21 protein-coding genes and 1 other annotated feature are annotated in these 23,344 nt (G+C 55.3%); of the genes, 11 read left to right on the top strand and 10 right to left on the bottom strand.

Translation table 11 applies throughout. The features are described 5' to 3' along the window. The first annotated feature begins 129 nt into the window (after window positions 1-129). From CPJ18_RS10835 to CPJ18_RS10820, 4 genes are all read left to right on the top strand, one after another. A complete protein-coding gene (locus tag CPJ18_RS10835; protein ID WP_245445388.1) occupies window positions 130-963 on the top strand; it encodes an N-formylglutamate amidohydrolase in 834 nt (277 codons plus the stop codon). Then, window positions 960-2,834, top strand: coding sequence for a flavohemoglobin expression-modulating QEGLA motif protein (locus CPJ18_RS10830; RefSeq protein WP_103658186.1), 1,875 nt, complete (start codon window positions 960-962; stop codon window positions 2,832-2,834). Before CPJ18_RS10835 ends, CPJ18_RS10830 begins: the two co-directional genes overlap by 4 nt. An 11-nt stretch (window positions 2,835-2,845) precedes the next feature. Further along, window positions 2,846-3,892 carry a glutathione synthase gene (locus tag CPJ18_RS10825; RefSeq protein WP_077103241.1) on the top strand — a complete coding sequence of 349 codons (1,047 nt, stop codon included), beginning with the start codon at window positions 2,846-2,848 and terminating at the stop codon, window positions 3,890-3,892. Between the two features lie 61 nt (window positions 3,893-3,953). After that, window positions 3,954-4,577 (top strand): nucleotidyltransferase family protein, encoded by a 624-nt coding sequence (locus tag CPJ18_RS10820; protein WP_077103243.1) that lies wholly within the window; start codon window positions 3,954-3,956, stop codon window positions 4,575-4,577. On the opposite strand, the gene CPJ18_RS10815 is transcribed toward CPJ18_RS10820, so the two are convergent. The 3 genes from CPJ18_RS10815 to CPJ18_RS10805 are packed head-to-tail and all read right to left on the bottom strand — an operon-like array spanning window position 4,560 to window position 6,198. Continuing rightward, on the bottom strand, window positions 4,560-5,255 hold the full coding sequence (locus tag CPJ18_RS10815; protein ID WP_103658184.1) for an XdhC family protein: 696 nt from the start codon (window positions 5,253-5,255) through the stop codon (window positions 4,560-4,562). The two genes, CPJ18_RS10820 and CPJ18_RS10815, sit on opposite strands and share 18 nt — an antisense overlap. After that, the gene (locus tag CPJ18_RS10810; RefSeq protein WP_077103247.1) at window positions 5,255-5,596 is read right to left on the bottom strand and encodes an XdhC family protein; all 342 of its coding nucleotides are present in this window, start codon (window positions 5,594-5,596) and stop codon (window positions 5,255-5,257) included. The genes CPJ18_RS10815 and CPJ18_RS10810 overlap by 1 nt, the downstream gene beginning before the upstream one ends. A gap of 29 nt (window positions 5,597-5,625) precedes the next feature. Then, complete coding sequence (locus tag CPJ18_RS10805) at window positions 5,626-6,198, bottom strand: DUF6030 family protein (RefSeq protein ID WP_146258672.1); 573 nt, start codon at window positions 6,196-6,198, stop codon at window positions 5,626-5,628. A gap of 213 nt (window positions 6,199-6,411) precedes the next feature. Here CPJ18_RS10805 and paoA point away from each other — a divergent pair, with 213 nt between their 5' ends. The 5 genes from paoA (at window position 6,412) to CPJ18_RS10780 (ending at window position 13,362) form a co-directional block, all read left to right on the top strand. Then, the gene (paoA, locus tag CPJ18_RS10800; RefSeq protein WP_103658182.1) at window positions 6,412-7,047 is read left to right on the top strand and encodes an aldehyde dehydrogenase iron-sulfur subunit PaoA; all 636 of its coding nucleotides are present in this window, start codon (window positions 6,412-6,414) and stop codon (window positions 7,045-7,047) included. Next, complete coding sequence (locus CPJ18_RS10795) at window positions 7,044-7,994, top strand: FAD binding domain-containing protein (protein ID WP_103658180.1); 951 nt, start codon at window positions 7,044-7,046, stop codon at window positions 7,992-7,994. Before paoA ends, CPJ18_RS10795 begins: the two co-directional genes overlap by 4 nt. Before the next feature lie 3 nt (window positions 7,995-7,997). After that, complete coding sequence (paoC, locus tag CPJ18_RS10790) at window positions 7,998-10,196, top strand: aldehyde oxidoreductase molybdenum-binding subunit PaoC (RefSeq protein WP_103658178.1); 2,199 nt, start codon at window positions 7,998-8,000, stop codon at window positions 10,194-10,196. A gap of 342 nt (window positions 10,197-10,538) precedes the next feature. After that, complete coding sequence (locus tag CPJ18_RS10785) at window positions 10,539-12,305, top strand: sensor domain-containing phosphodiesterase (RefSeq protein WP_103658294.1); 1,767 nt, start codon at window positions 10,539-10,541, stop codon at window positions 12,303-12,305. A 67-nt stretch (window positions 12,306-12,372) separates the two neighbouring features. Then, window positions 12,373-13,362 (top strand): sensor domain-containing diguanylate cyclase, encoded by a 990-nt coding sequence (locus tag CPJ18_RS10780; protein WP_103658177.1) that lies wholly within the window; start codon window positions 12,373-12,375, stop codon window positions 13,360-13,362. Between the two features lie 69 nt (window positions 13,363-13,431). Here CPJ18_RS10780 and CPJ18_RS10775 read toward each other — a convergent pair whose 3' ends face one another. Next, window positions 13,432-13,806 carry a PAS domain-containing protein gene (locus CPJ18_RS10775; RefSeq protein ID WP_167397878.1) on the bottom strand — a complete coding sequence of 125 codons (375 nt, stop codon included), beginning with the start codon at window positions 13,804-13,806 and terminating at the stop codon, window positions 13,432-13,434. 181 nt (window positions 13,807-13,987) lie between these two features. After that, window positions 13,988-14,043: a sequence feature (sul1 is cis-regulatory element that is thought to sense ions involved in sulfur or methionine metabolism; They are found in Alphaproteobacteria), on the top strand. 69 nt (window positions 14,044-14,112) lie between these two features. Here CPJ18_RS10775 and CPJ18_RS10765 point away from each other — a divergent pair. After that, window positions 14,113-15,579 carry a SulP family inorganic anion transporter gene (locus tag CPJ18_RS10765; RefSeq protein WP_103658170.1) on the top strand — a complete coding sequence of 489 codons (1,467 nt, stop codon included), beginning with the start codon at window positions 14,113-14,115 and terminating at the stop codon, window positions 15,577-15,579. A 130-nt stretch (window positions 15,580-15,709) separates the two neighbouring features. Here the strand turns inward: CPJ18_RS10765 and CPJ18_RS10760 are convergent, their stop codons facing one another. From CPJ18_RS10760 to CPJ18_RS10735, 6 genes are all read right to left on the bottom strand, one after another. Beyond that, window positions 15,710-16,555, bottom strand: coding sequence for a dipeptide ABC transporter ATP-binding protein (locus CPJ18_RS10760; RefSeq protein WP_103658169.1), 846 nt, complete (start codon window positions 16,553-16,555; stop codon window positions 15,710-15,712). Beyond that, window positions 16,552-17,406, bottom strand: a complete 855-nt coding sequence (locus CPJ18_RS10755; RefSeq protein ID WP_103658167.1) for an ABC transporter ATP-binding protein — start codon at window positions 17,404-17,406, stop codon at window positions 16,552-16,554. The genes CPJ18_RS10760 and CPJ18_RS10755 overlap by 4 nt, the downstream gene beginning before the upstream one ends. Window position 17,407: 1 nt before the next feature. Further along, window positions 17,408-18,274, bottom strand: coding sequence for an ABC transporter permease subunit (locus tag CPJ18_RS10750; RefSeq protein ID WP_407026484.1), 867 nt, complete (start codon window positions 18,272-18,274; stop codon window positions 17,408-17,410). 67 nt (window positions 18,275-18,341) lie between these two features. Further along, on the bottom strand, window positions 18,342-19,346 hold the full coding sequence (locus tag CPJ18_RS10745; RefSeq protein WP_077103267.1) for an ABC transporter permease subunit: 1,005 nt from the start codon (window positions 19,344-19,346) through the stop codon (window positions 18,342-18,344). Window positions 19,347-19,494: 148 nt separating this feature from the next. Further along, window positions 19,495-21,093 carry an ABC transporter substrate-binding protein gene (locus tag CPJ18_RS10740; RefSeq protein ID WP_077103268.1) on the bottom strand — a complete coding sequence of 533 codons (1,599 nt, stop codon included), beginning with the start codon at window positions 21,091-21,093 and terminating at the stop codon, window positions 19,495-19,497. Between the two features lie 285 nt (window positions 21,094-21,378). Next, window positions 21,379-22,071, bottom strand: a complete 693-nt coding sequence (locus CPJ18_RS10735; RefSeq protein ID WP_103658165.1) for a superoxide dismutase — start codon at window positions 22,069-22,071, stop codon at window positions 21,379-21,381. A 134-nt stretch (window positions 22,072-22,205) separates the two neighbouring features. On the opposite strand from CPJ18_RS10735, the gene CPJ18_RS10730 reads away from it, so the two are divergent. After that, entirely contained in the window at window positions 22,206-23,276 is a 1,071-nt protein-coding gene (locus CPJ18_RS10730; RefSeq protein ID WP_103658290.1) for an NAD(P)-dependent alcohol dehydrogenase, read from the top strand. The last annotated feature ends 68 nt before the right edge of the window (window positions 23,277-23,344 follow it).

Raw genomic sequence — 23,344 nt, 5'->3', positions numbered from 1 at the left:
GTTTGATATGGTGGTGCTCATGGAAGTTTTCTATAATTTTATGAAGCGGCGTTGGTGCCGGCGTTAGCGGTGCGCTCGTAAAGCATAATCAAATCGGAACAAAATTTATCCTTCTGATGTTTGCCGTCCATGGACAACGAGGCGGGGATGGGTGTGACGGCGACGATTGAGGAAATGAAACAGCGGTTCTGGTCTGTCGAGCGTGGACTTTCACCGATCATTGGAACGGCTATCCATGATGGGCACGGCACGAGAGACGATGTGCTTCCGCTGATGGCGCTGCCAGATGATGAACGGCTGCGTGAAGAAGATCCTTTTACGGCAGACATGATTTCTGGCCTTGTCAATCAGATCGTTGTGCATCGTTCTCGCTTCGAAATCGATCTCAACCGCGACAAGTCTCAGGCGGTTTATCTGAGCCCTGAACAGGCTTGGGGGCTGGAGGTCTGGAGAGAAAAGCCGCAGGAAGAGGTGTTGCGCCGGTCATTTGCATTTCATGATGATTACTACGCCATGTTGCGCCAGATGCTGGGGGCTGTGGAAAAGCAGCATGGAACATTCATCGTTTTGGATGTGCACAGTTACAACCACCGACGCGACGGTATCGACGCCGCTCCAACCGCCCAAGAGAAGGCGCCAGATATCAATATCGGCACCTCTTCAATGGATAGAGACCGCTGGGCAGATGTGATCGACACCGTGATCGACCAATTCAGTCAGGCTCCCATCGGTGGTCGGCAACTGGATGTGCGGGAGAATATCGCCTTTCAAGGCAAAGGAGAGCAAACTCGGTTTATCCATGAGCATTTCCCCAAGAACGGTTGCGCCATAGCAATCGAGTTCAAAAAAATTTTTATGGATGAGTGGACGGGACAGCCACATAAGGATGTCATTCAAGATATCCGCGACGCGATAACAACGTTGGAGCCGGTGTTGGAGGAATTGCTGAGGGCTCGGAAATGACGATAGCTGCCGCCCATAGGCTTTCCGGAATATCTGATGTGCTGGCCCATGTTGTTGACTATTTGGCGGAAGAAAAGGCTATTCGTCAGGACATTGGGGTCGATGGACGCCTTCATATCGATCGCCCACTTCCGTTTCTGTGCCTGCATTTGACCAATAGCTCAAAAAATCTGGCGGCCAGAGATATCGCTTCGGCTCATGCTTCCTATTTGATCGCTTCCAACATTTCCGAGGCTGTGCCAATTTTGGCAGCCGTCGGGTCAGAAATGAAGAAACGGTTCGGCACTTTTATCGTGCTGGATGTCGGTGAGCTCGAACACGACATTCTTCTCGCAGATGACTCACCGTTCTTGCCGCATTATGAGGTTGCTGTCTCGGCGACCCCGGAGCCTGCGACGCAGGATGCCAAACGCGTTTTTATCAAAGCTATTTGCGATGCCGATATAAGGTTCCGCACCCCGCGTATCACACGCCCGGACGAGGCGAATGATTACGTTTCGAAATTGAAAGCGGCGGGGCTCGAATTTCCCTGTATCAGCGTGCGTTTTGCGCCAATTTATCGTCAACCGGAATCGGGTGCCGATTATCCCGGCCTTCGGGAAACGATGATCGCTGATCTGTTCGATGCGGGGCTTCGGGCGTTTTCGGCCTTCTCAAGTCAATCTGAAGCATTGAAAATTACGTCACATCGCGCTCTTGGTCGCAAAGCCTTTGTGGATGCCGTGCGCCGTGCGGATCGTTCGGTCGATGATATCGCTGCCTCGTTCGATTTTTTGCTGTCCGTGACGCCCATTAATGCGCGCAAGGCCTTTGCTGATTTTAGCGAAGGCAATTTCCAATATGCGCCGCATTTCCTTTATCGGCCACTCGGGGTCGATGTTGAAGAGCAGAAACGTAAGCTCTATTCTGTTGCATTTGATCACCTCGAGGACCCCGTTCTGTATCACCTCTACCGTGAGAAACAGCAGGAACTCGACCTGCAACTGACGATGCTGGCACATTTGCATAAGCGGCAGTTCACGGATTTCAGCCGTGCATTATATGGATCGGTAGAGCCATCCCTGCTGGCACTTGCAGAGGATGTTTTGGCCCGCTGCCCTCGTACGGACGATGCTTCCGAAATCGCTATGGTCGATTGTTACGAGGTGACGAAAAAAGCGCGGGAAATGGTGGATGCCTACCGCGACGAAAATCCCGAGTTCAAGGCACGGGTCGACATTCGCGATGACTTGCCGCCGGGATTGATGGTGACGGGCGAAAAGTTGCTGGTGTCCCGTCACACGGTGATGGAGCGGCGGCGTCTGGATGCGCTTTTGCACCACGAGATCGGCGTGCACCTGCTGACATATTTCAATGGCTCCGCTCAAGGTCTCAGGCTTTTTCGCACCGGCCTTTCCGGCTATGAAGGGGTACAGGAAGGTCTGGCTGTGCTAGCTGAACATCTTTCCGGCGGCATGACACGGGAAAGACTGCGTCTCATCGCAGCGCGCGTCGTTGGCTGCGCTGCCATGCTCGACGGCGCAAGTTTTGTCGAGACGTTTCGTATCATGACACAACAGCACGGGTTTGAAGCGGCCAATGCCTTCAATATGGTGCTGAGAATCTACCGGGGTGGGGGGCTTTCCAAGGATGCGATCTACCTGCGCGGCCTCAGCGAGATTCAAGAGCATTTGAGAAAGGGTGGAGCGCTTGATCCATTCTGGATGGGGAAAATTTCTGCGGCACATTTCCCTGTTATGCAGGAACTCGCGCTTCGTGGTCTTCTTCACCCGCCTGGCATACGTCCGGCGTTTCTTGCGCCTGCAAAGGCCAATGAGCGATTAGAAAAAATAAGATCAGGTTTATCGATAGCTGAAATGGCAACTTTATAAGGGAGGGACCTATGCGTATTGCATTTTTCGTCAATTCAATCGAGGGCGAGCAACCGACCTTTGCGACTGGGCTTTTGGCGATGGCTGCACTCAACCGTGGTCATGAGGTCGTGTACCTCACACCGGGTGATTTCACCTTGCGACCGGATGATAGTCTGGTGGTTCACGCTTTGGTTCTGCCACGCCAGAAATACAAGAAGATCGAAAATTTCTACGCGGTCTTGCAAGACAAAAAATTCGAACGTCAAACCATCGACGTTGAGGATATCGACGCGCTGATGTTGCGCAATGACCCATCGCTGGATCAAACATCGCGGCCTTGGGCTGTGCATTCCGGCATTCTGTTCGGTCGTCTTGCGGAACAGCGTGGGGTTGTCGTTTTGAACGATCCCGAAGGCTTGGCCCTGGCGCAAAACAAACTCTATTTTCAGGGTTTCCCGGAGATCGTACGGCCGACGACCTTGATCTCCCGTAATGTCGAGGAAATAAGGGCTTTTGCAGATTCGCATCCGAAGGGCGTTATCGTCAAACCTCTTCAGGGATCCGGCGGTAAGAATGTTTTCAAGATCGGTTCTAGTAAGGAAACAAACCTTAACCAGATATTCGAGGCCGTCAGCGTCGAGGGTTACCTCATTGCACAGGCCTATCTCCCAGCCGCAAAAGGCGGAGACATCAGGTTTTTCATGATGAATGGTATACCGCTGATGCGGGATGGCCACTATGCCGCGTTGCGTCGTGTTCCTGCGGAAGGAGACCTCCGCTCGAACATTCATGCCAGTGGAACGGCAGAAGCTGTGGAGGTTTCGGACGAGGTGCTGGCGCTTGCCGAAATGATGCGCCCGAAGCTCGTTGAAGATGGCATGTTTCTGGTTGGCCTGGACATCGTTGGAGACAAGATTTTGGAGGTCAACGTCTTTTCACCCGGTGGCCTGTCTCATATCCGCGATCTCACCAAAGTGGACTTCACCGAGACAGTCATTGAGGCCATCGAGAAGAAGGTCGCCATGCAACAGGCTTCTGCGGGGATTTTGAGCAATCGGTTGTTGGCGACTTTGTAAAGCTGAAAACGCTGTGGAACTCGCGCGTTCATGCGTCGCTCGTGGGGAAGAGGAGAACCGAATGAATGTTGCGATCATTCTTCTAGCGGCCGGCAAATCCAGTCGCACCAGTAAAGGCGGTTTTCATAAGCTTTTAGCAGAGTTTGATGGCATTCCCCTTTTACAGCAAATGGCAACGGTGGCCATGGAAAGCGACGCGTCGTCGGTTACCGTTGTCCTGGGTCACAGGCACGAAGAATTGCGAAACGTCCTGTCGGGCATTGACGTTGAGACGGTCGTCAACCCGGACTATGCTTTGGGTATGTCGAGTTCGCTTGCGGCAGGTCTTGCAACGACCAAGGTGCAGGACGCGGATGGCGTTATGATTATGTTGGCGGATATGCCTGGTATCACCAGCGAACATTTGAACGAAATGATCTTCACTTTCAAAAAATCTGGGGGTACTGCGATTACACGCGCTGTCGCAAATGGAAGCCCCGGCAATCCTGTCATCCTGCCCCGTTCATTGCGGGAAGCCGTCTCGCAGATAAAAGGAGATGTCGGTGCCCGTGACGTGATCAAGTCTTCCGGTTTGCCAATCATAAATGTCGAAATCGGGCATGCAGCGGAAATCGATGTGGATACGCCCGAAGCGATTGCCGCAGCGGGTGGCATGTCGCCGGGTGCATCACGTGGTCCGCTTTAGGTCGTTTGATCGCATCGTTTCGATGATTTCTGCCAGAATGGAAACCGCAATCTCGGCGGGACTTGCTGCTCTTATATTCAGCCCAACTGGTCCATGGATCACGGCTAGATCGGCTTCCTGAAAGCCCAGCTCTCGCAAGCGCTCCAGTCGAGCCTGATGGGATTTGTGACTGCCAAGTGCTCCCACGTAAAAGCATCCCGCTCGCAAGGCTTCCGCGATTGGAAAATCGTCTATTTTCGGATCATGCGTCAAAGCAACGAGGGCCGTATGGCGGTCCAGCGGCCTGACATCCAGGACATCTTGTGGCCAATCCGCTATGAGGTCGGTGCCGAGGAAACGCTCTGCTGTCGCAAATGCCGTGCGTGGATCGATGATGGTAACGTCAAAGCCGGTGAGTTTCGCCATCGGCACAAGTGCCTGACTGATATGGACCGCGCCGATGATGACGATCCGAGGCGTGGGGACATAGGCGTTGATGAAATAGGACACGTCTTCGATTGTGACGCTGCCTGATTTACCGGACTTGAGCGCTGTTCCAACGGCTTCAGCTAAAGCGCCATCGAATGCCATTGCGTCTGTGACGACGGTGTTTATGCCACTTTTGATATTCGTAACGACTGCCACGGGTATGCGGGCATTGCGATGGGCGTTTAGTTTTTCGAGGGCGGCAATATCCATTATTGCAGCCTTTCGACGTAGATACGGATGCGACCACCGCAGGACAGGCCAACAGACCATGCGGTTTCGTCTGCCACGCCGAATTCGAGCATTTGCGGGGTGCCGTCCATAATAACGTCAACAGCAGCTGAGATGACAGAACCTTCGACGCAGCCTCCTGAAACAGAGCCCTCGAAATGCCCCTCAGAGTCAATCACGAGATGGCTGCCAACGGGTCTAGGCGCTGATCCCCAGGTTTCGATGACCGTTGCAATCGCAACCTCGCGGCCGCTCTTCTTCCAGTCTTCGGCGCAAACCAAAGGGTCGTCTGTTTGATGGTGATTGAGTGTCTCTGACGGCATCTCTTATTCCTTCGCCATTCGACCGCGGCTTAGTCGGGCTTGTTCGCATTCTTCTCTGGGCCCAATTTTTTGCTGCCGAACAGATTGAAGCGATTACTATCGGTACGTTCCTGCCTGTATTTCAGCGTTACGTCATCGAATGTCATTTCCAACTCGCGTCCTGCAGCCAACATGGCATCTAAATCCCGAACGGGCGTGTTCGTTCCGATTAGGAGATAGACGAGGTCCGCGGCTTGCGCGCCCAGAACCTGACGTGACAAAGGTGAGCCAAAATTCAGCTTCAGTCTGAAGCTGCTCCAGATGCCCGGGTCTAGCCCGCGTATCTGAATGAAGAGCGACGGCTTATGGCCCGTCTCGGAATATTCAATGAGATAGGTGCATTCCCATTCGCCATTTTCTGTAACGGTAAAGACCGGCCTGCTGGACACCGATAGGTCAGCAATGCTCCGGCACTGGGATTCAGCGAAGCTGGGTGAGTTGCGAGGAGGTACCTTCCATTGCACGTGCTCTACCCTGGCAGGATGACGTGTTTTGTTATCAGCCGTGCCGGGTTGTGCCAAGCCGCTAACGAGATACAGGGAAATGATCAAAGGAATTAACATGCTATATGAAGGCCATCCGCGCGGATGCGGAGTGTACTCTGCTGGACGGGATGTACAAGACGGCACACAACCTTAAACAAGCAGAGAGCTTTCGAACGAACCGCTGCGAGAGCACGATGTGATCTGCAGTCATCAACTTTTCGTTCGGCACGGCACCTTTCACAACTGACTTCGTTACCTTGGTATCTCAAACCATCGAAGCGGAGCCAAGGTATGCAAGACGGCAGCCTACTGGAACTTTCCAGACGGAACTTACTTATCTCTTCGGCTGCGACAATCGCGGTCACAGGTGTCGCCGGCAGCGCGGCAGCGCAGTCTCCGGGGAGCCAGATGAGTCATACATCCAAAATTTCATTCACAGTCAACGGTGAAAACCTCCACCTTGAGGTGGATAACCGCACAACATTGCTGGACGCGTTGCGCGAGCATTTGCATCTGACAGGCACGAAAAAGGGCTGCGATCACGGCCAGTGCGGTGCCTGCACCGTTATGGTCGATGGGCGTCGCATCAACTCTTGTCTTTCTTTGGCCGTGATGCATGAGGGCGATGAGGTGACGACCATCGAGGGGCTGGGCCAGCCTGGCAACCTGCACCCGATGCAGACCGCCTTTGTCAAACATGATGGATTTCAGTGCGGCTACTGTACACCCGGGCAAATCTGTTCCTCCGTGGCCGTGCTTGAAGAGATCAAGGCGAACATCCCAAGCCACGTTACCAATGATCTCAATGCCCAGGCAGAGCTCACAGCGGCAGAAGTTCGCGAGCGCATGAGCGGCAATATCTGTCGATGCGGGGCTTACTCCAACATTCTCGATGCGATTTCGGAAGTTGGAGGGATCAGAGCATGAAAGCCTTTACCTACGAACGCCCTTCTTCAATTGAGGCCGCAGCCAGCGCAGCGGCGGCGAACGCACAGGCGAAGTTCATCGCAGGCGGTACCAATCTGCTGGATCTCATGAAGTTGGAGATCGAGACGCCAACGCACCTGATCGATGTCAACGGCTTGGGCTTGGACACGATTGAAGTCACCCCTGAAGGTGGGTTACGTATCGGTGCGATGGTCAGAAATACCGATCTTGCAGCAGACACGACCGTTCGTCGTGACTACGGCCTGCTCTCCAGAGCGCTTGTCGCAGGTGCGTCCGGGCAGCTTCGCAACAAGGCGACGACCGCTGGAAACCTGTTGCAACGCACGCGCTGTCCGTATTTCTATGACACCAACCAGCCGTGCAACAAGCGCCAGCCCGGAAGCGGCTGCTCGGCAATTGGCGGGTTCAGCAGGCAGCACGCTGTCGTGGGTGTCAGTGAGGCCTGTATAGCGACCCATCCCAGCGATATGGCAATCGCGATGCGTGCGCTCGACGCGACGGTAGAGACAGTGAAGGCGGACGCAACCCGTCGGTCTATCCCCATTGCCGATTTCTATCGCTTGCCTGGAGATACGCCCCATATCGAAACTTCTCTCGAACCCGGTGAGTTCATCACTGCTGTTTTGCTTCCGCCGCCAGTTGGTGGGAAACACATCTATCGTAAGGTGCGCGACCGTGCGTCCTACGCATTTGCGCTGATTTCGGTCGGTGCGATCGTGCAGCCGGATGGAACAGGTCGTGTCGCGGTTGGCGGCGTTGCGCACAAGCCGTGGCGGGTCGAAGCGGCAGAGGCCGAACTTCCAAACGGCGCGCGCGCGGCATCAAACGGTATTCTCGCAGATGCCCATCCTACGGAACAGAACCGGTTCAAGATCGCTCTCGTCGAGCGAACGATCGGTGCCGTTCTTTCAGAAGCAAGGGGTTGAGCCATGAAGTTCGATACACCAGCAACGACAAACCCCATTGATCGTCTCAAAGTCGTCGGTCAGCCGATCCATCGTATCGATGGTGAGCTGAAGACGACAGGTCGCGCAATGTATGCCTATGAGTGGCACGACCCGAATCATAAATATGCTTACGGTTACCCGGTCGGGGCCGCTATTTCCAAGGGAAAGATCAAGTCCATGGACGTGTCCGCAGCGAAAGCTGCGCCAGGCGTGCTTGCGGTGGTCACCGCGCTTGACGTGGGGAAACGCGAAAAAGGCGAATACAACACCGCCAATTTGTTTGGTGGAGATGAGATCGAGCACTATCACCAAGCTATCGCGCTTGTGGTCGCCCAGAGTTTCGAGCATGCCCGTGCCGCCGCATCTCTTATCAAGGTCGTTTACGCGGAAGAGAAGGGCGTGTTCGATCTGGAGACGCAAAAAGCATCAGCTGAAAAGCCGGATGAGTCCCAGAAGCCCGACAGCGCAGTGGGTGATTTCGATGGCGCTTTTCGTTCTGCTGACGTCACATTCGATCAGACTTACACAACGCCCGACCAGTCTCATGCGATGATGGAACCGCACGCCTCTATCGCTGCTTGGAATGGAGATGAACTGACCCTGTGGACTTCCAGTCAGATGATCGACTGGTGGCGGTCTGATCTGGCAACCACGCTAGGCGTGGAAAAAGACAAGATACACCTTATGTCACCCTTCATCGGTGGCGGATTTGGTGGGAAGCTGTTTCTCCGGGCTGATGCGGTCTTGGCCGCATTTGGTGCGAAGGAAGTTGGCCGCCCGGTCAAAGTGGCCTTGCCTCGTCCCTTGATGATCAACAACACCACGCACCGTCCCGCAACCATCCAGCGCATTCGGATTGGCGCTGGCAAAGACGGCAGGATTACTGCAATTGCGCATGAAAGCTGGTCGGGCAATCTTCCTGACGGAGCGCCGGAAACTGCGGTCAACCAGACGCGTCTTCTCTATGCCGGAGCAAACCGCATGACGGCGATGCGGCTGGCTACATTGAACCTGCCTGAAGGCAACGCGATGCGCGCTCCGGGCGAGGCACCCGGCTTGATGGCACTCGAGATTGCCATAGACGAGATGGCGGAAAAGGTCGGAATTGACCCAATCGAGTTCCGTATCATCAACGACACGCAAGTCGATCCGGAAAATCCCGAACGCCCCTTCTCGCATCGTGATCTCATCGGATGTCTCAAACGTGGTGCTGAGCGGTTCGGTTGGAACAACAGACCGAAGGTGGCGTCCAGACGCGAAGGCAACTGGCTGATCGGTATGGGCGTGGGCGCTGCCTTTCGTGACAATCTCGTGCTTCCCTCCGCCGCGCGGGTTAAGCTCGGCAAGGATGGCATCATTACGGTGCAGACCGATATGACCGATATCGGTACCGGCAGCTACACGATCATCGCGCAAACCGCTGCCGAAATGATGGGTGTCGCAGTGAATAGAGTAGCCGTAGAACTTGGCGACTCCCGTTTCCCTATCTCTGCCGGGTCAGGCGGGCAGTTCGGTGCAAACTCATCGACCTCGGGTGTTTATGCTGCCTGTGTCAAACTTCGCGAGGCCATCGCCCAAAAGGTCGGTTTTAATTCTGAAGATGCTGTTTTCGAAGATGGCATGGTCAAATCAGGCAATCGCACGGTCCCGCTTGCCGAGGCGGCGGGTGCGGATGGTTTGGTTGGCGAGGACAAAATGGAGTGGGGGGACCTCACGAAGACCCATCAGCAATCCACCTTCGGAGCCCATTTTGTGGAGGTGGGTGTCGACATCGCAACCGGTGAGACGAGAATCCGTCGCATGCTGGCGGTTTGCGCTGCGGGGAGAATACTCAACCCTATTACTGCGCGAAGCCAGGTTATTGGGGCAATGACGATGGGTGCCGGTGGCGCGTTGTCGGAAGAGCTCGCTGTGGACAAAAATCGCGGTTTCTTCGTCAACCACGATCTCGCAGGCTACGAAGTCCCCGTTCATGCTGACATTCCGCATCAGGACGTGATCTTTCTCGATGAAACAGACCCAATGTCATCGCCGATGAAAGCCAAGGGTGTCGGTGAACTCGGTTTGTGCGGCGTGTCTGCTGCTATCGCGAACGCGATCTATAATGCGTCGGGCGTCCGCGTGCGTCACTATCCGATAACGCTGGACAAGTTGATCGACGGATTGCCAGCCGTCGCTTGAGTCAAACATATCGAGCTGGCCTGTTTCTTCGATTGATGAGGAGGCAGGCCGCCACTCGATTTGACGATCAAAGCTGGCATTTGTCCGGCTGTTCTTACCGTTCCCTAACCATGTCTGGAACTGCCAGGGAACGATTTATGTATGATTCAATTATTATCGCGTAGAACGTTTTTAGACGAAAATAAACGAAATGGCTTGGGCATGACGCCCAACACTGTCCGGTCACGCCTCCCTGAAATGGGTTCCAAGCCGTCGGCATCGCTGCATTAAAAATGACCCCGACCCCAATTTGTGTACCGCGAACGTACGAGTATGTACGACGGCCCTGCCATGGATTTTACAATGCAGAACGAGATTGCACGCCTTGCAAGCCTTAGAAATTTGCGGTTGCTCGATACCCTTCCCAGTGAGAACTTCGACCGGATCACCCGACTTGCGGCCGACATTTTCGGACTTCCAATTGCCGCGGTGTCGCTGACTGACACGAACCGTCAATGGTTCAAGTCCAAAGTCGGCGTCGATCATAATGAAATTCCCCGTGATAAAGCGCCCTGTGCCAACGTCGCGGAAACAAAACAGCCCTTCGTCATCCGGGATTTTCAGCAGGACGACACTTACGCAGAAAGCACGCTGGGCAGCGCGGGTATTCGTTTTTATGCGGGCGCGCCTCTGGTGACGGTCGATGGCTTTGGGTTGGGTGCCTTGTGTGTACTCGGCACGGAACCGCGCGAGATCACGGAAAAAGAGATGGCGACATTATGCGACCTCGCTGCAATGGTCATGGACCAGGTGGAACTGACACACGCACTTGGACGCATCGAGCCCTCCAGCGGTCTTCCAAACCGGTTTCAGCTCATAAATGATTTGTCGGATTTAGCGCTCAGCGTGGATATGGGTGAACGCATCATAAGTCTGCTAGACCTTGCGCAGACCGAACAGTTTGAACGTCTTTCGCGCGTGCTCGGCCCATCTTATCTGGATAACGTGATCCATGCCGTATCCGGTCTTCTAAGGCAGCATGTCGGGCTTGCCACGGTGCCTTATCATGTCGGGCCAATGCAGTTTGCTTTCTTTGCACCTGAAAATGACGGAGTCGAGAGCTATATGGCTTCGCTGAAGGAGTTGCTTTGCCAAATAGACAGCAACGCCGAGACTCCAATCTCCATGACGTCGGCCATCGGAATTGTTTCTTACGACCCACAGATGACGCCGCCGGAAGATGTTTTGAGATCTCTGCAAAGTGCTGTTCAGGATGCGCGTGAAAGTGCAGCGAAGATCGAACTGTTTTCCCCGGCGATGGATTTGCGCCACCGACGCAATTTCAGAATTCTGCAGGATTTTCGTTCGGCGCTGGCTGCGCCAGACCAGTTGTCGCTGGTATTCCAGCCACGTATCGACGTGGCCACGGGTCATATTTGCAGCGCGGAAGCATTGTTGCGATGGGACCACCCGGTACTCGGCCCTATCTCGCCTGTCGAATTCATTCCCGTTGTAGAAGCTTCCGCTTTCGCTCGAGAATTGACCGACTGGGTCATGGATGAAGCCATGGCACACATCGCGTCATGGGCCAAAAAAGGACTACGCTTCAAGCTTTCGCTCAACCTCTCCGCCCTCAACCTTGAGGAGCATGACTTTTTCGACAGGCTGATGGCGAAGCTCGAACGCTTCGATGTAGAGGCTGACCAGATTGAGCTCGAACTGACCGAAACCGTGATGATGAAGGAAACTGAAGGTGCCTTCGATCTTCTCAACCAATTGAAGGCGGCGGGCGTGCAACTCGCCATCGATGATTTTGGAACCGGCTATAGCAGCCTTGCCTATTTGCAGAAACTGCCAGCCGATGTCGTCAAGATCGACCGCTCCTTCGTGGCTGACATGGAGAACGGGCATCGTGAAAGGGTGCTTGTCCGCTCGATGATCGATCTTTCTCACAGCCTTGGATACCGGGTTGTCGCGGAGGGTGTGGAAACGCAAGAGGCGGCAAACCTGCTGGAGCTTATGGGATGCGACGAAATTCAGGGTTATTGGTTATCGCGCCCTGCCAGAAGCGAAACGCTGTTCGATTGGTTGATTGAGCGTGAACGCCCCGCGGCCCTACTGGCTGGATAGATTCGCCCCTACGCAATGTGTTGTTTCGCGACGTCTCTTGGACCGGACCCTAAGAAAGGGTGATGACATGAAACATATTTTTGAGCGAATGGTGAGTGGTACGCATAGGCTCGACGACGAGCTCCTGATCATCCTTGATGCTCTGCCCATACCGCTTTCCTGGACCTCCTTAGCCGACGGCCACGTGCGGTTCGTCAATCGTGCCTTTACGAAAACGTTTGGATATCAAAACGGGCGCTTCGCCACGGTCGATCAATGGATCGACGAAACCTATATTGACGAGACCGAGCGCGAACAAGCGCGGCAGCGTTGGGAGTGTCTTTGGATTGCCGAAGGTGAGGGCATAACAGAGATAGAACCCTTCGAAGTGCGGGTCAGGCATGATGACGGAGACATGGTGCCTGTGCTTCACAGAGGTATCGTTCTGCACGACTTCGGCTTGGGCATTGCGACGTTCGAAGATTTATCATCTCAAAAACTGGCCGAAACCACGCTGCGACGGATAGCCTATGAAGATCCTTTGACCGGACTTGCCAACAGACGCGTTCTTCAGGAACGTTGGGATGCTGAGATGGCAAAAAGTGCCATGGACCGCTCGCGTACCATGGTCGCGCTTCTGATGATAGACCTCGACAACTTCAAGCCTATCAACGATTATTTTGGCCATGCTGCCGGTGACGAAATTCTCAAAAAGGTAGCAACCCGGCTTCGCCAATCCGTTCGTCATGATGATACGGTGGTGAGAATGGGCGGCGACGAGTTCGTTATCCTGCTGACCGACCTCGAAGACCAGGCTGTCGCGGAGAAAATATGCCAGCGAATTGCTGAGGCTTTTGCTACCCCGTTCACCATTCAAAATCAGACGATAAAGGTTGGAGCGACAGTTGGTGCCAGTCTTTACCCGCATCATGCGGGGGATCTTGAGGCGCTGTTGCACGCGGCAGATCAGGCGCTTTATCGCATGAAGCGCAGCGATAAAGAGAACTGGGCTTGGTTCGACCGTTCGTTAGAGGCTGCAAACGAACCGCAGCTTCTATCAGGCGCAGTGACAGCCTAGCTCCGCTGTCGTAGCCCCAGACGCTAATTCCATAAGTATTGGAACTGCGCTTTATCGTTTCCGAAACTGCTACTGAAGCCCTCTCACAGGATAGATGATACCTGAGTAGAGCGATGGATTTCCGGCAGGGTCACGGAAACACCGACCGACAGCCATGACAAATTCGAACTCGTTCAGCGCGTTTCTGACACGATATTCTGCGCTGTAGGGCAGGCCGTCTTGGACTGCTTTTGCGATAAGAGCAGTCAACAGGGGTTGGTCGCTAACATGCACTCTATCAATGTAGCTGCTGAGTGGCAGACCCCGGATTGTTTGCAAAGGATCGAGCCCGAACAGTGCCGCAATCGCGGTGTCACCGTATAGCCGATCATCGGCAAGCGACCACGTATAGATGCCTGCCTCCATGTCGATGTCGGCAGGGTTCTCCCCATGTGTCAATTTCATTCCCTCCTGCAGGCATTTTTTGAGGTTCCCGGAGGGCCCACCCATTTTTGCCGTTATTTCATTTGTATCACCAAAATTTTCTTAACCACATAGCAGTTTCCCTCGCATTTTCTGGTTCTCCCCATTCGCTCTCGATTACGTGTTGCATCGCAAGATTTATTCGATATTTAAGGAGTATCACCACGGACCCGGTGAGATTCCGGGTGGCTCTTCTGGCCGCCGATCCGCCAGACAACGCAATAACTGCATGCCTTTCAATGAAACGCTCTTAAGAGCGCATTCGCATGCCTTGCGGGACTTCAACATATGCAACTTACCTCTATTCGCCGGGATTGGATTGCCAATCCAACTCGAGAAATGCTTGCCGGAGCGGTCGCGACCTTCGCGCTGATACCGGAAGTCATCGCTTTTTCCTTCGTCGCCGGTGTCGATCCGCAGGTCGGCCTGTTTGCGTCTTTCGTCATTGGCATCGTGATCGCTTTCACTGGCGGTCGCCCCGCCATGATCTCGGCCGCCGCCGGCTCAGTGGCGCTGGTCGCAGCACCCTTGGTTCACGCACACGGGCTGGCTTACCTCTTTGCCGCCGGTTTGCTTGCGGGCGTGCTGCAAATTCTGTTCGGGCTGCTCCGTCTCGGTGTTCTGATGCGGTTTGTTTCAAAATCTGTCCGTACAGGCTTCGTCAACGCGCTGGCGATCCTTATTTTCGGGGCTCAACTTCCGCACATTATTGGCGGCGACGTCTTGGCTTACGGCATGCTCGCAGCAGGCCTTGCCATCATTTATCTCGTCCCCAGGCTGACGAGGACCATCCCTTCACCGCTGATCTGTATTCTCGTTCTCACGGCGGCATCCATGTCGTTGGAACTTCCCGTCATGACAATCGCAGATCTGGGGAAATTGCCTGACAGCCTTCCGATCTTCAGTTGGCCAGCAGTTCCACTGATTTTGGAAACTCTGAAAATCATTGCAGGGCCAGCACTCGCCATTGCTATGGTTGGCTTGCTCGAATCCATGATGACGGCGAGCGTCGTCGACGATCTGACGGGTACGCCCAGCTCGAAGAACCGCGAATGCACAGGCCTTGGCTTGGCCAACACAGCCGCAAGCCTGTTTGGCGGCATAGCCGGGTGCGGCATGATCGGTCAGACTGTTAGCAACGTTAAATATGGCGGGCGCGGCCGCCTTTCCACTCTATTCGCAGGCGCATTTCTGCTCGTGCTGATGGTCCTTTTGAAGCCTTGGGTTTCTCAAGTCCCCGTTGCGGCATTGGTTGCCATTATGGTCATGGTATCCATCGATACGTTCGATTGGTCATCTGTGAAAACGCTGGTCGTACACCCCAAAATGTCGAGTGTGGTGATGGTTGTAACCGTTCTCGTAACGGTGTTCAGTGCTAATCTCGCCTTGGGTGTAACAGTAGGCGTCCTTCTCTCCGGTGTGTTTTTCACCTTCAAGGTTGCCCGACTGTTGCAGGTCGATGCCGAGCGAAATGACGTCGCGCGCCGTTTGACGTATCGGGTATCAGGCCAAGTCTTCTTCGCGTCGGCGGACGTCTTCGTAGATGCGTTTGACATCGAAGAAGCCGATGGCATGTCAGTCCTGATCGACGTCTCGCAGGCCCATTTCTGGGACATCACCGCAGTGACCGCATTGGATAAAGTCGTGGATCGTTTCCACAAGCACGACATCCCCGTCACCGTTGTCGGCGCAAATGACGCCAGTGCGACGTTGATTGGTAGCCTCAACGGCGGGGTGAGCCTCAAAGACCTCTGAGTGGAGGTCGTCTGGATTATGATCGGATTTGGCGCGGCGGCTGTGGGACATTGCGTCCACGCAGCCTAACTCAAATCACCATGTTTGAAAGGCGAAGTGAGAGCCTGGTTGTGCCAGGCTCTCGTTCATCTTAACCGGCCTTCGCCAAAGCCTTGGCGGCAACGCGCGCGCGGATGGAATCGACATCTGCTTTGGGTGTCGCTGCAAACAGCGAGCGCGTGTAGGAATGCTGCGGGTTGGAGAAGACCTCCTCGCGCGTGCCATATTCCACCGCTTCGCCGAAATACATCACCATCACTTCGTCTGCGATATATTTCACCACCGACAGATCGTGGGAAATGAAGACGTAGGTGAGGCCGAATTCGTCCTGAAGGTCGGACAGCAGGTTCAACACCTGTGCCTGCACCGAAAGATCGAGCGCCGAGACAGGCTCGTCCAGCACCAGCAGTTTCGGGTTCAGCATCAGCGCACGGGCAATGGCGATACGCTGGCGCTGACCGCCGGAGAACATGTGCGGGTAGCGGTTATAGTGTTCCGGTCCCAGACCGACGCGCACCAGCATGTCATTGGCTTTTTCACGACGTTCGGCGGCCGATAGCTTGGTGTTGATCAGCAGAGGTTCGCCTAAGACGTCACCGATCTTCTGGCGTGGGTTGAGCGAGCCGTAGGGGTTCTGAAAAACGATCTGCACCTTCTGGCGCATTTCGGATGTTAGGTGACCGGGGCGCGTATCGACCTTCTGGCCGTCGATCAGAAGATCGCCGGATGTCGGTTCATCGATGAAAGTCAACATACGGGCGAGCGTAGACTTGCCGCAACCACTTTCGCCGACAATGGCCAGCGTCTTGCCGGTTTCGAGCGAAAAGGACACGCCCTTGACCGCATGAATGGTCTTGGCCTTCTTCATGAAGCCGCCCGGAAGATGATAATCACGCTTCATATTGCGGATTTCGAGCATGTTTTTGGTTTCGGTCATGCCGGTTCTCCCGCAGCTGCTGGCGTACCATCGAAGAATTGCGACACGGTGGTCAGGCGATCACCCGTCGCATTTTCAGGAAGGGCGGCCAGAAGCGCCTTGGTGTAGTTGCTCTTGGGGTTTTCGAACAGGGAGAGCACGTCTGCCTCCTCCATTTTTTTACCCTTGTATTGCACAATCACGCGGTCCGCCGTTTCAGCCACAACACCCATGTCGTGGGTGATCATGATGAGGCCCATGCCGGTTTCGGCCTGAAGCTTCATCAGGAGATCGAGGATCTGCTTCTGGATCGTCACGTCGAGCGCTGTTGTCGGCTCGTCGGCGATGAGAAGTTTCGGGTTGCAGGCAATCGCGATGGCGATCATCACGCGCTGGCACTGGCCACCGGACATTTGATGCGGGAAGTGCTTCAAGCGCTCTTCCGGGTCCGGCAGACCGACGAGGTTGAATAGCTCGATGGCGCGGGCGTGGCGCGTCTTCTTGTCCATGCCCATGTGGATACGCAGGACTTCCTCGAGCTGGAAGCCGACCGTGAAGCAAGGGTTGAGGCTTGCCACCGGTTCCTGGAAGATCATGGCGATATCCTTGCCGATCAGCTTGCGTCGCTCGGACGCGCTGAGCTGCTGGATATCCTTGCCCTGAAACAGCATACGGTCGGCGGTGATGCGGGCTGTCCAGGGCAGAAGACCCATGACTGCGAGCATCGAGACCGATTTGCCCGAGCCGGATTCTCCGACGATGGCCAGAACTTCACGCTGTTCGACCGAGACGGAAACGCCGTCTACGGCGCGAAACCAGCCGCTGGCCGTTTCGAATTCGACGGTGAGATTATCGATTTGCAGAAGTGCCATATCAGGACCTCTTCAGTTTCGGGTCGAGGGCATCGCGCAGACCGTCGCCCATCAGGTTGATGGCGAGAACAGTAATGAGGATGGCAAGACCGGGGAAAGTGACGACCCACCAGGCGCGCAGAATGAATTCACGCGCTTCGGCTAGCATGGTGCCCCATTCTGGTGCCGGTGGCTGTGCGCCCATGCCAAGAAAGCCGAGTGCTGCGGCATCGAGAATGGCATTGGAGAAGGACAAAGTCGCCTGAACGATGAGCGGAGCCGTGCAGTTGGGCAGGATCGTCTTAAACATTAGACGCATTGGTCCGGCACCGGCCAGACGCGAGGCGGTGACGTAATCTTTGCTCTTTTCGGCCATGACGGCGGCGCGGGTGAGACGCACGAAATGCGGCTGCAAGACCAGCGCAATCGCAATCATGCCGTTGGTCAGGCTGGGGCCGAGAATGGCAACCAGCACCAATGCCAGAAGCAGCGATGGGAAAGCGAGGATGATGTCCATGAGACGCATGATCATCGTGTCCAGCCAACCGCGGTAATAACCGGCGATGACGCCGATCAGAATGCCGGTCGTCAGCGAAAGCGTGGTCACGAAGACACCGATGAACAGCGAATATTGCGCGCCGTAAATCAGGCGGGACAGAATATCGCGGCCAACCGGGTCCGTTCCCAGCAGGTAAGAGGTGTTGCCACCTTCCATCCAGAAGGGTGGAAGCAGCACGACATCACGATATTGCTGGAACGGTGAATGCGGAGCGATGACAGGCGCGAAGACGGCGACGATCACCAGGGCGATAAAAACATAGAGCCCGATGACGGCACCCTTGTTTTCCGAAAAATAGAACCAGAATTCCTTCAGCATCTGCTTGCGCATGGCGGAGGAGGAAACCGGCTCGGCTGTTTTTGTAATGGCGGTATCGGCCATGAAACGATCCTCTTCTTTAATGCCGGATGCGCGGATTGATGAGGCCATATAGGAGATCAACGATGAGGTTGACGACCATGATGATGCCCGCAATCAGCAGGAGACCACCCTGAATGACAGGGTAATCGCGGCGGAAGACGGAATCGACCATCCACTTGCCGATGCCCGGCCAGGAGAAGATCGTTTCGGTGAGGATGGCACCGGCCAGCATGACGCCGACCTGAAGACCAATGGTGGTGATGACAGGGATCATGGCATTGCGCAGCGCATGGATGCCGATGACGCGGAAGGGGGCAAGACCCTTGGCGCGGGCGGTGCGGACGTAATCTTCCGAAAGCACTTCCAGCATGGCTGACCGCGTTTGGCGCGCAATGACGGCCAGCGGAATGGTGGCCAGCACGATCGACGGCAGGATGAGGTGGCTGAGCGCCGAAGAGAACGCGCCCTTTTGTCCAGACAGCAGCGAGTCGATCAGCATAAAGCCGGTGACAGGCGGGAAGTAGAACATCAGCGAGATCCGGCCAGATACCGGTGTCCATTGCAGGATGCCGGAAAACAAGATGATGAGCAGCAGTCCCCACCAGAAGATCGGCATGGAATAACCGACAAGTGCGACGCCCATTAGGCCCTGATCGAAAGCCGATCCGCGCTTGATGGCGGCGATGATGCCAGCTGGAATGCCGATGGCGATAGCGATGAGCATGGCGCAGAAGGACAGTTCCACGGTTGCGGGAAACAGCGCCTTGAACTGCGTGAGGATAGGCGTCTTGGACACGATGGACGTGCCGAAATCGCCCATGACGATGCCCTTGAGATAATCCAGATACTGGATGATCATGGGTCGGTCCATGCCGAGAGCCGCGCTGATTTGCGCATGCCGCTCCGGCGACATCACGCGCTCACCCGACAGGAGGGCGACCGGATCTCCCGGCAAAAGACGGATGAACAGGAACGCGATAATAGAAACCCCGATGAAGGTCGGGATGAGCACGGCGATGCGCCGCACGAGAAAGCCAATCATGAGAAACCTTCGATCTGTTCCTTGAGGAACCTATGCGCTGGTAGTAGCGACCTTTTCGGTCTGCTTCTTTGTTGTTTAGAGATGCTTCAGAACGCAAGTGCCGCGCGCCTTGAGACAAGACACGCGGCATTTTCAGATGCGTCGAATATTACTCGGCGATATCTACGTTTTCGAAGGTAAAGTCACCCAGCGGGCTCTGGACAAAACCAGTGACTTCCTTGCGCATCGGAACGACGGACAGGGAGTGGTCGATGGTGGCCCAAGGTGCCTGCTTCTTGAAGACGACCTGTGCTTCTTCGTAAAGCTTGGTGCGTTCTGCCTGATCGGTGGTGATCTTGGCCTTCTTCACGAGAGCGTCGAAGTCCTTGTCGCACCACTGAGCGCGGTTGTTGCCGCCAACGGCATCGCAACCGAGCAGCGTGTCGAGGAAGTTGTCCGGATCACCATTGTCACCGGTCCAGCCGAGGAACACGGCACCGTCACGGTCCTTTGCCTTCGAACGGTCCAGATATTCGGCCCATTCATAGGAAACGATCTCAACCTTTACGCCGATCTTGGCGAAATCATCCTGGATGACTTCTGCAGCGCGGCGGGCGTTGAGCATGTATGGACGCGAAACCGGCATCGCCCATACCTTCATCGATAGGTCCTTGACGCCTGCGTCTGTCAGCATCTTCTTGGCTGCTTCCAGATCGTAGGTGTCGTCTTCGACCTTGTCGTTGTAGGACCACATTGTCGGTGGCAGCGGGTTCTTGGCAGGTGTTGCCATGCCCTGGAACACGGCGTCAACGATGGCCTTCTTGTTGATGGCCTTGTTCAGCGCCTTGCGGACTTCCGGCTTGTCGAAAGGAGCCTGCGTGGTGTTGTAGGCGAGGTAGGCAACGTTGAGGCCTTCCTGCTCCAGAACCGTCAGGGTCGGGTCTTTCTTCATGGAAGAAACGTCGGCAGCGTTCGGGTAAGGCATCAGGTGGCATTCGCCAGCCTTCAGCTTCTGGAAGCGAACGGCGGCATCGGTGGTGATCGCGAAAACGAGATCATCGATCTTTGGCGCGCCGCCCCAATATTCCTTGTTGGCCTTGTAGCGGATGACGGCATCCTGCTGGTAACCAACGAAAGCGAATGGACCAGTGCCAACTGGCATCTGGTTCAACTGTGCCTGCTTGCCTTCAGCAGCCAGCTTGTCTGTGTATTCCTTCGAAATAATCGAAGCGAACGGCATGGCAAGGTTGGCGAGGAAAGGTGCTTCAGGACGGTTCAGAGTAAACTTGACCGTCATGTCGTCGACTTTTTCGACAGACTTGATCAGCTTGGGGAAGCCCATGCCTTCGGCATATTCCCAGGACGTGCCTGGTACATACTGGTGCCATGGGTTGTCGGTCTTGATCTGACGCTCGATGGACAGAACGACGTCATCTGCATTGAGTTCACGGGTTGGCGTGAAGAATTCTGTGGTCTGGAATTTTACGCCCTTGCGAAGCTTGAACGTGTAGACCGTGCCGTTTTCCGATACTTCCCAGCTCTCGGCAAGACCAGCAACTGGCTTGGTTGTGCCGGGTTCGAATTCCAGCAGGCGGCTGTAAACGGTGTGTGCCGAGGCATCGAAAGTGGTGCCGGCGGTGTAGAGACCGGGGTCGAAACCTTCCGGTGAACCTTCAGAGCAGTATACGAAGGTTTTTGCGCTTGCCGCAGGTGCAAAGCACGTCGCCGAAAGCAGCGCTGCGGCGATTAGGCCAAGTTTATATCTCATGATTGAGCTCCCAATTTTTGTCTCCGGCCCGCTTATTCTGCGACTACCGATGCAACGTGGTTATAAGAATCTTTGCACATACTCAAGCGGGCATCCAAAGCGAATTCAGTGGTTTTTGACCAAAAGTTCAACTTTCCGCGAGTTTGATGCTAATTTAGGCTTAGTGTTTAGAATCATTTGTCGTGCAGGACAGGAAATAACCACTGTCTTTTTGTCGGAAACCATTGTGATAAACGCAAAACGCCCCGAGCTTGTCGGGGCGTTCACAACGAATAGAGCGAATATTCAAGCTTTGGTGATCTTATCACCCACCACACGCCAGTTCACGAGGTTTTCGAGAACCACCTTGATATGCTCAGGCTTGCGGTTTTCGTAATCGACGTAATAGGCGTGTTCCCAGATATCGATGCCCAGATAGGCGGGGCGGCCAACAGCCACGGGGTTGTTGCCATCTTCATAGCCGAAGAGAGCGAGCTTGTTCTGGTCGTCACGCGTCAGCCAAACCCAGCCTGTGCCGAAGACTTCGTCAGACGTCGCGACCGCCTTTTCGATGAATTTGCCGTAGTCACCGAAGCTGGCGTTCAGTTCTTCCGCGACTTTGCCTTCCGGACGTTTCGGGCCGCCAGGCGTGAACTGCTCCCAGTAGACTACGTGGTTCCAAGCCTGGGCTGCGTTGTTGAAAATCTTCTTGTCGGCCGTTTTGCCAGCAGAAGCCTTGACGATCTCTTCCAACTCCATGTCGGCGTAAGGGGTGCCTTTGGCCAGCGTGTTCAGCTTGTCGAAATAGGCCTTATGGTGCTTGCCGTAGTGCAGGCCAACTGTTTTGGCGGAGATATGAGGGGCCAGCGCATCCTCTTTGAAGGGCAAAGCGGGTTGTTTGAAAGGAAGTGCTGCCTGGGCAATCGATGGCGCGGAAAGCGTCGCTGCCGCCGCCGTAGCGGCAGTGGCGGCCATGACGGCGCGTCTGGTCATTAACATGTCTCATTCTCCCGGTTGATGTCCAAGTCAGGCAAACCGGTTGGAGCGGGAAAAGTTTCTTTTCGACCTTGCTTATTAACGCTGTTCCCGGTTTTGTTATCGCAAACGCATCGTTCATGGTCGAGGAGGACCGCATGCAGTCGCAAGGAATATCCGTAACGGGTGAAGAGCGCGCGCTCGTTCTGGAGGAACTGGGAAAACTATCGCTGCGGCCGTTTCCGCTGGACGAACAGGTCGGCCCGCATGATGTGCGCATCGCCATCCGCACCGTCGGTATTTGTGGCAGCGACGTGCATTATTACACTCACGGTGCCATCGGCAATTTCGTGGTGCGCGAGCCGATGATTCTGGGCCATGAGGCTTCCGGTACCGTGACCGAGGTCGGCTCCGGCGTAACGAACCTGTCGGTGGGCGACCGTGTGTGCATGGAGCCGGGGATCCCGGACCCGATCAGCCGCGCAAGCCGCATCGGCCACTATAATCTCGATCCTGCCGTGCGTTTCTGGGCGACGCCTCCCATCCACGGCGTGCTGCGCGCATCTGTGGTGCATCCAGCCGCCTACACGTTCAAGCTGCCTGACAATGTGTCCTTTGCCGCGGGGGCGATGGTGGAGCCGCTGGCCGTTGGCGTGCAGGCGGCGACACAGGCCAAGGTCAAGCCGGGCGATAGCGCTGTCGTTATCGGCGCGGGCCCGATTGGTCTCGTCACGGTGCTGGCGGCGCTTGCCGCCGGTTGCGCGCGTGTTATCGTTTCGGATGTCGACCCGGTGAAGCTGGACATGGCACGGGGTCTTGGCCCTGTCGAAACCGTCAATGTGCGTGAGCAGAACCTCGCCGAGCAAGTGCTGAATTCCACAGCTGGCTGGGGAGCCGATGTGATTTTCGAATGCTCCGGTGCGGAAGCTGCGATTACCCACGTGTTCGAGCCGTTGCGGCCAGCGGGAACGGTGGTTTTCGTCGGTATGCCGACGAAGCTGGTGGCCTATGACGTGGTGGCGGCGCAAATCCGTGAGGCCCGCGTTGAGCACGTTTTCCGTTACGCGAACGTGTTTGGCCGCTGCGTCGATATGCTGGCATCCGGTGCCATCGATGTCGCGCCGCTGATCACCCGCACCTTCGATTTCGAAGACAGCATCAAGGCGTTCGATCTCGCAGCATCCGCCCCCGCTGGCGAAGTGAAGATGCAAATTCTTATGCCGCAGTGATGATTGAGGGTTGCACGAAATTTATCAGCGGTTAGCTTGTGCGCCGGTGGCGGGTGGAGGCTGTAACC

The sequence above is a fragment of the Agrobacterium rosae genome (assembly GCF_002915175.1).
In the GTDB taxonomy this organism is placed as follows: Bacteria; Pseudomonadota; Alphaproteobacteria; order Rhizobiales; family Rhizobiaceae; genus Agrobacterium; species Agrobacterium rosae.
Note: the sequence above shows the minus strand (reverse complement) of the source record. Positions and strands in the feature narration are given on the sequence as shown.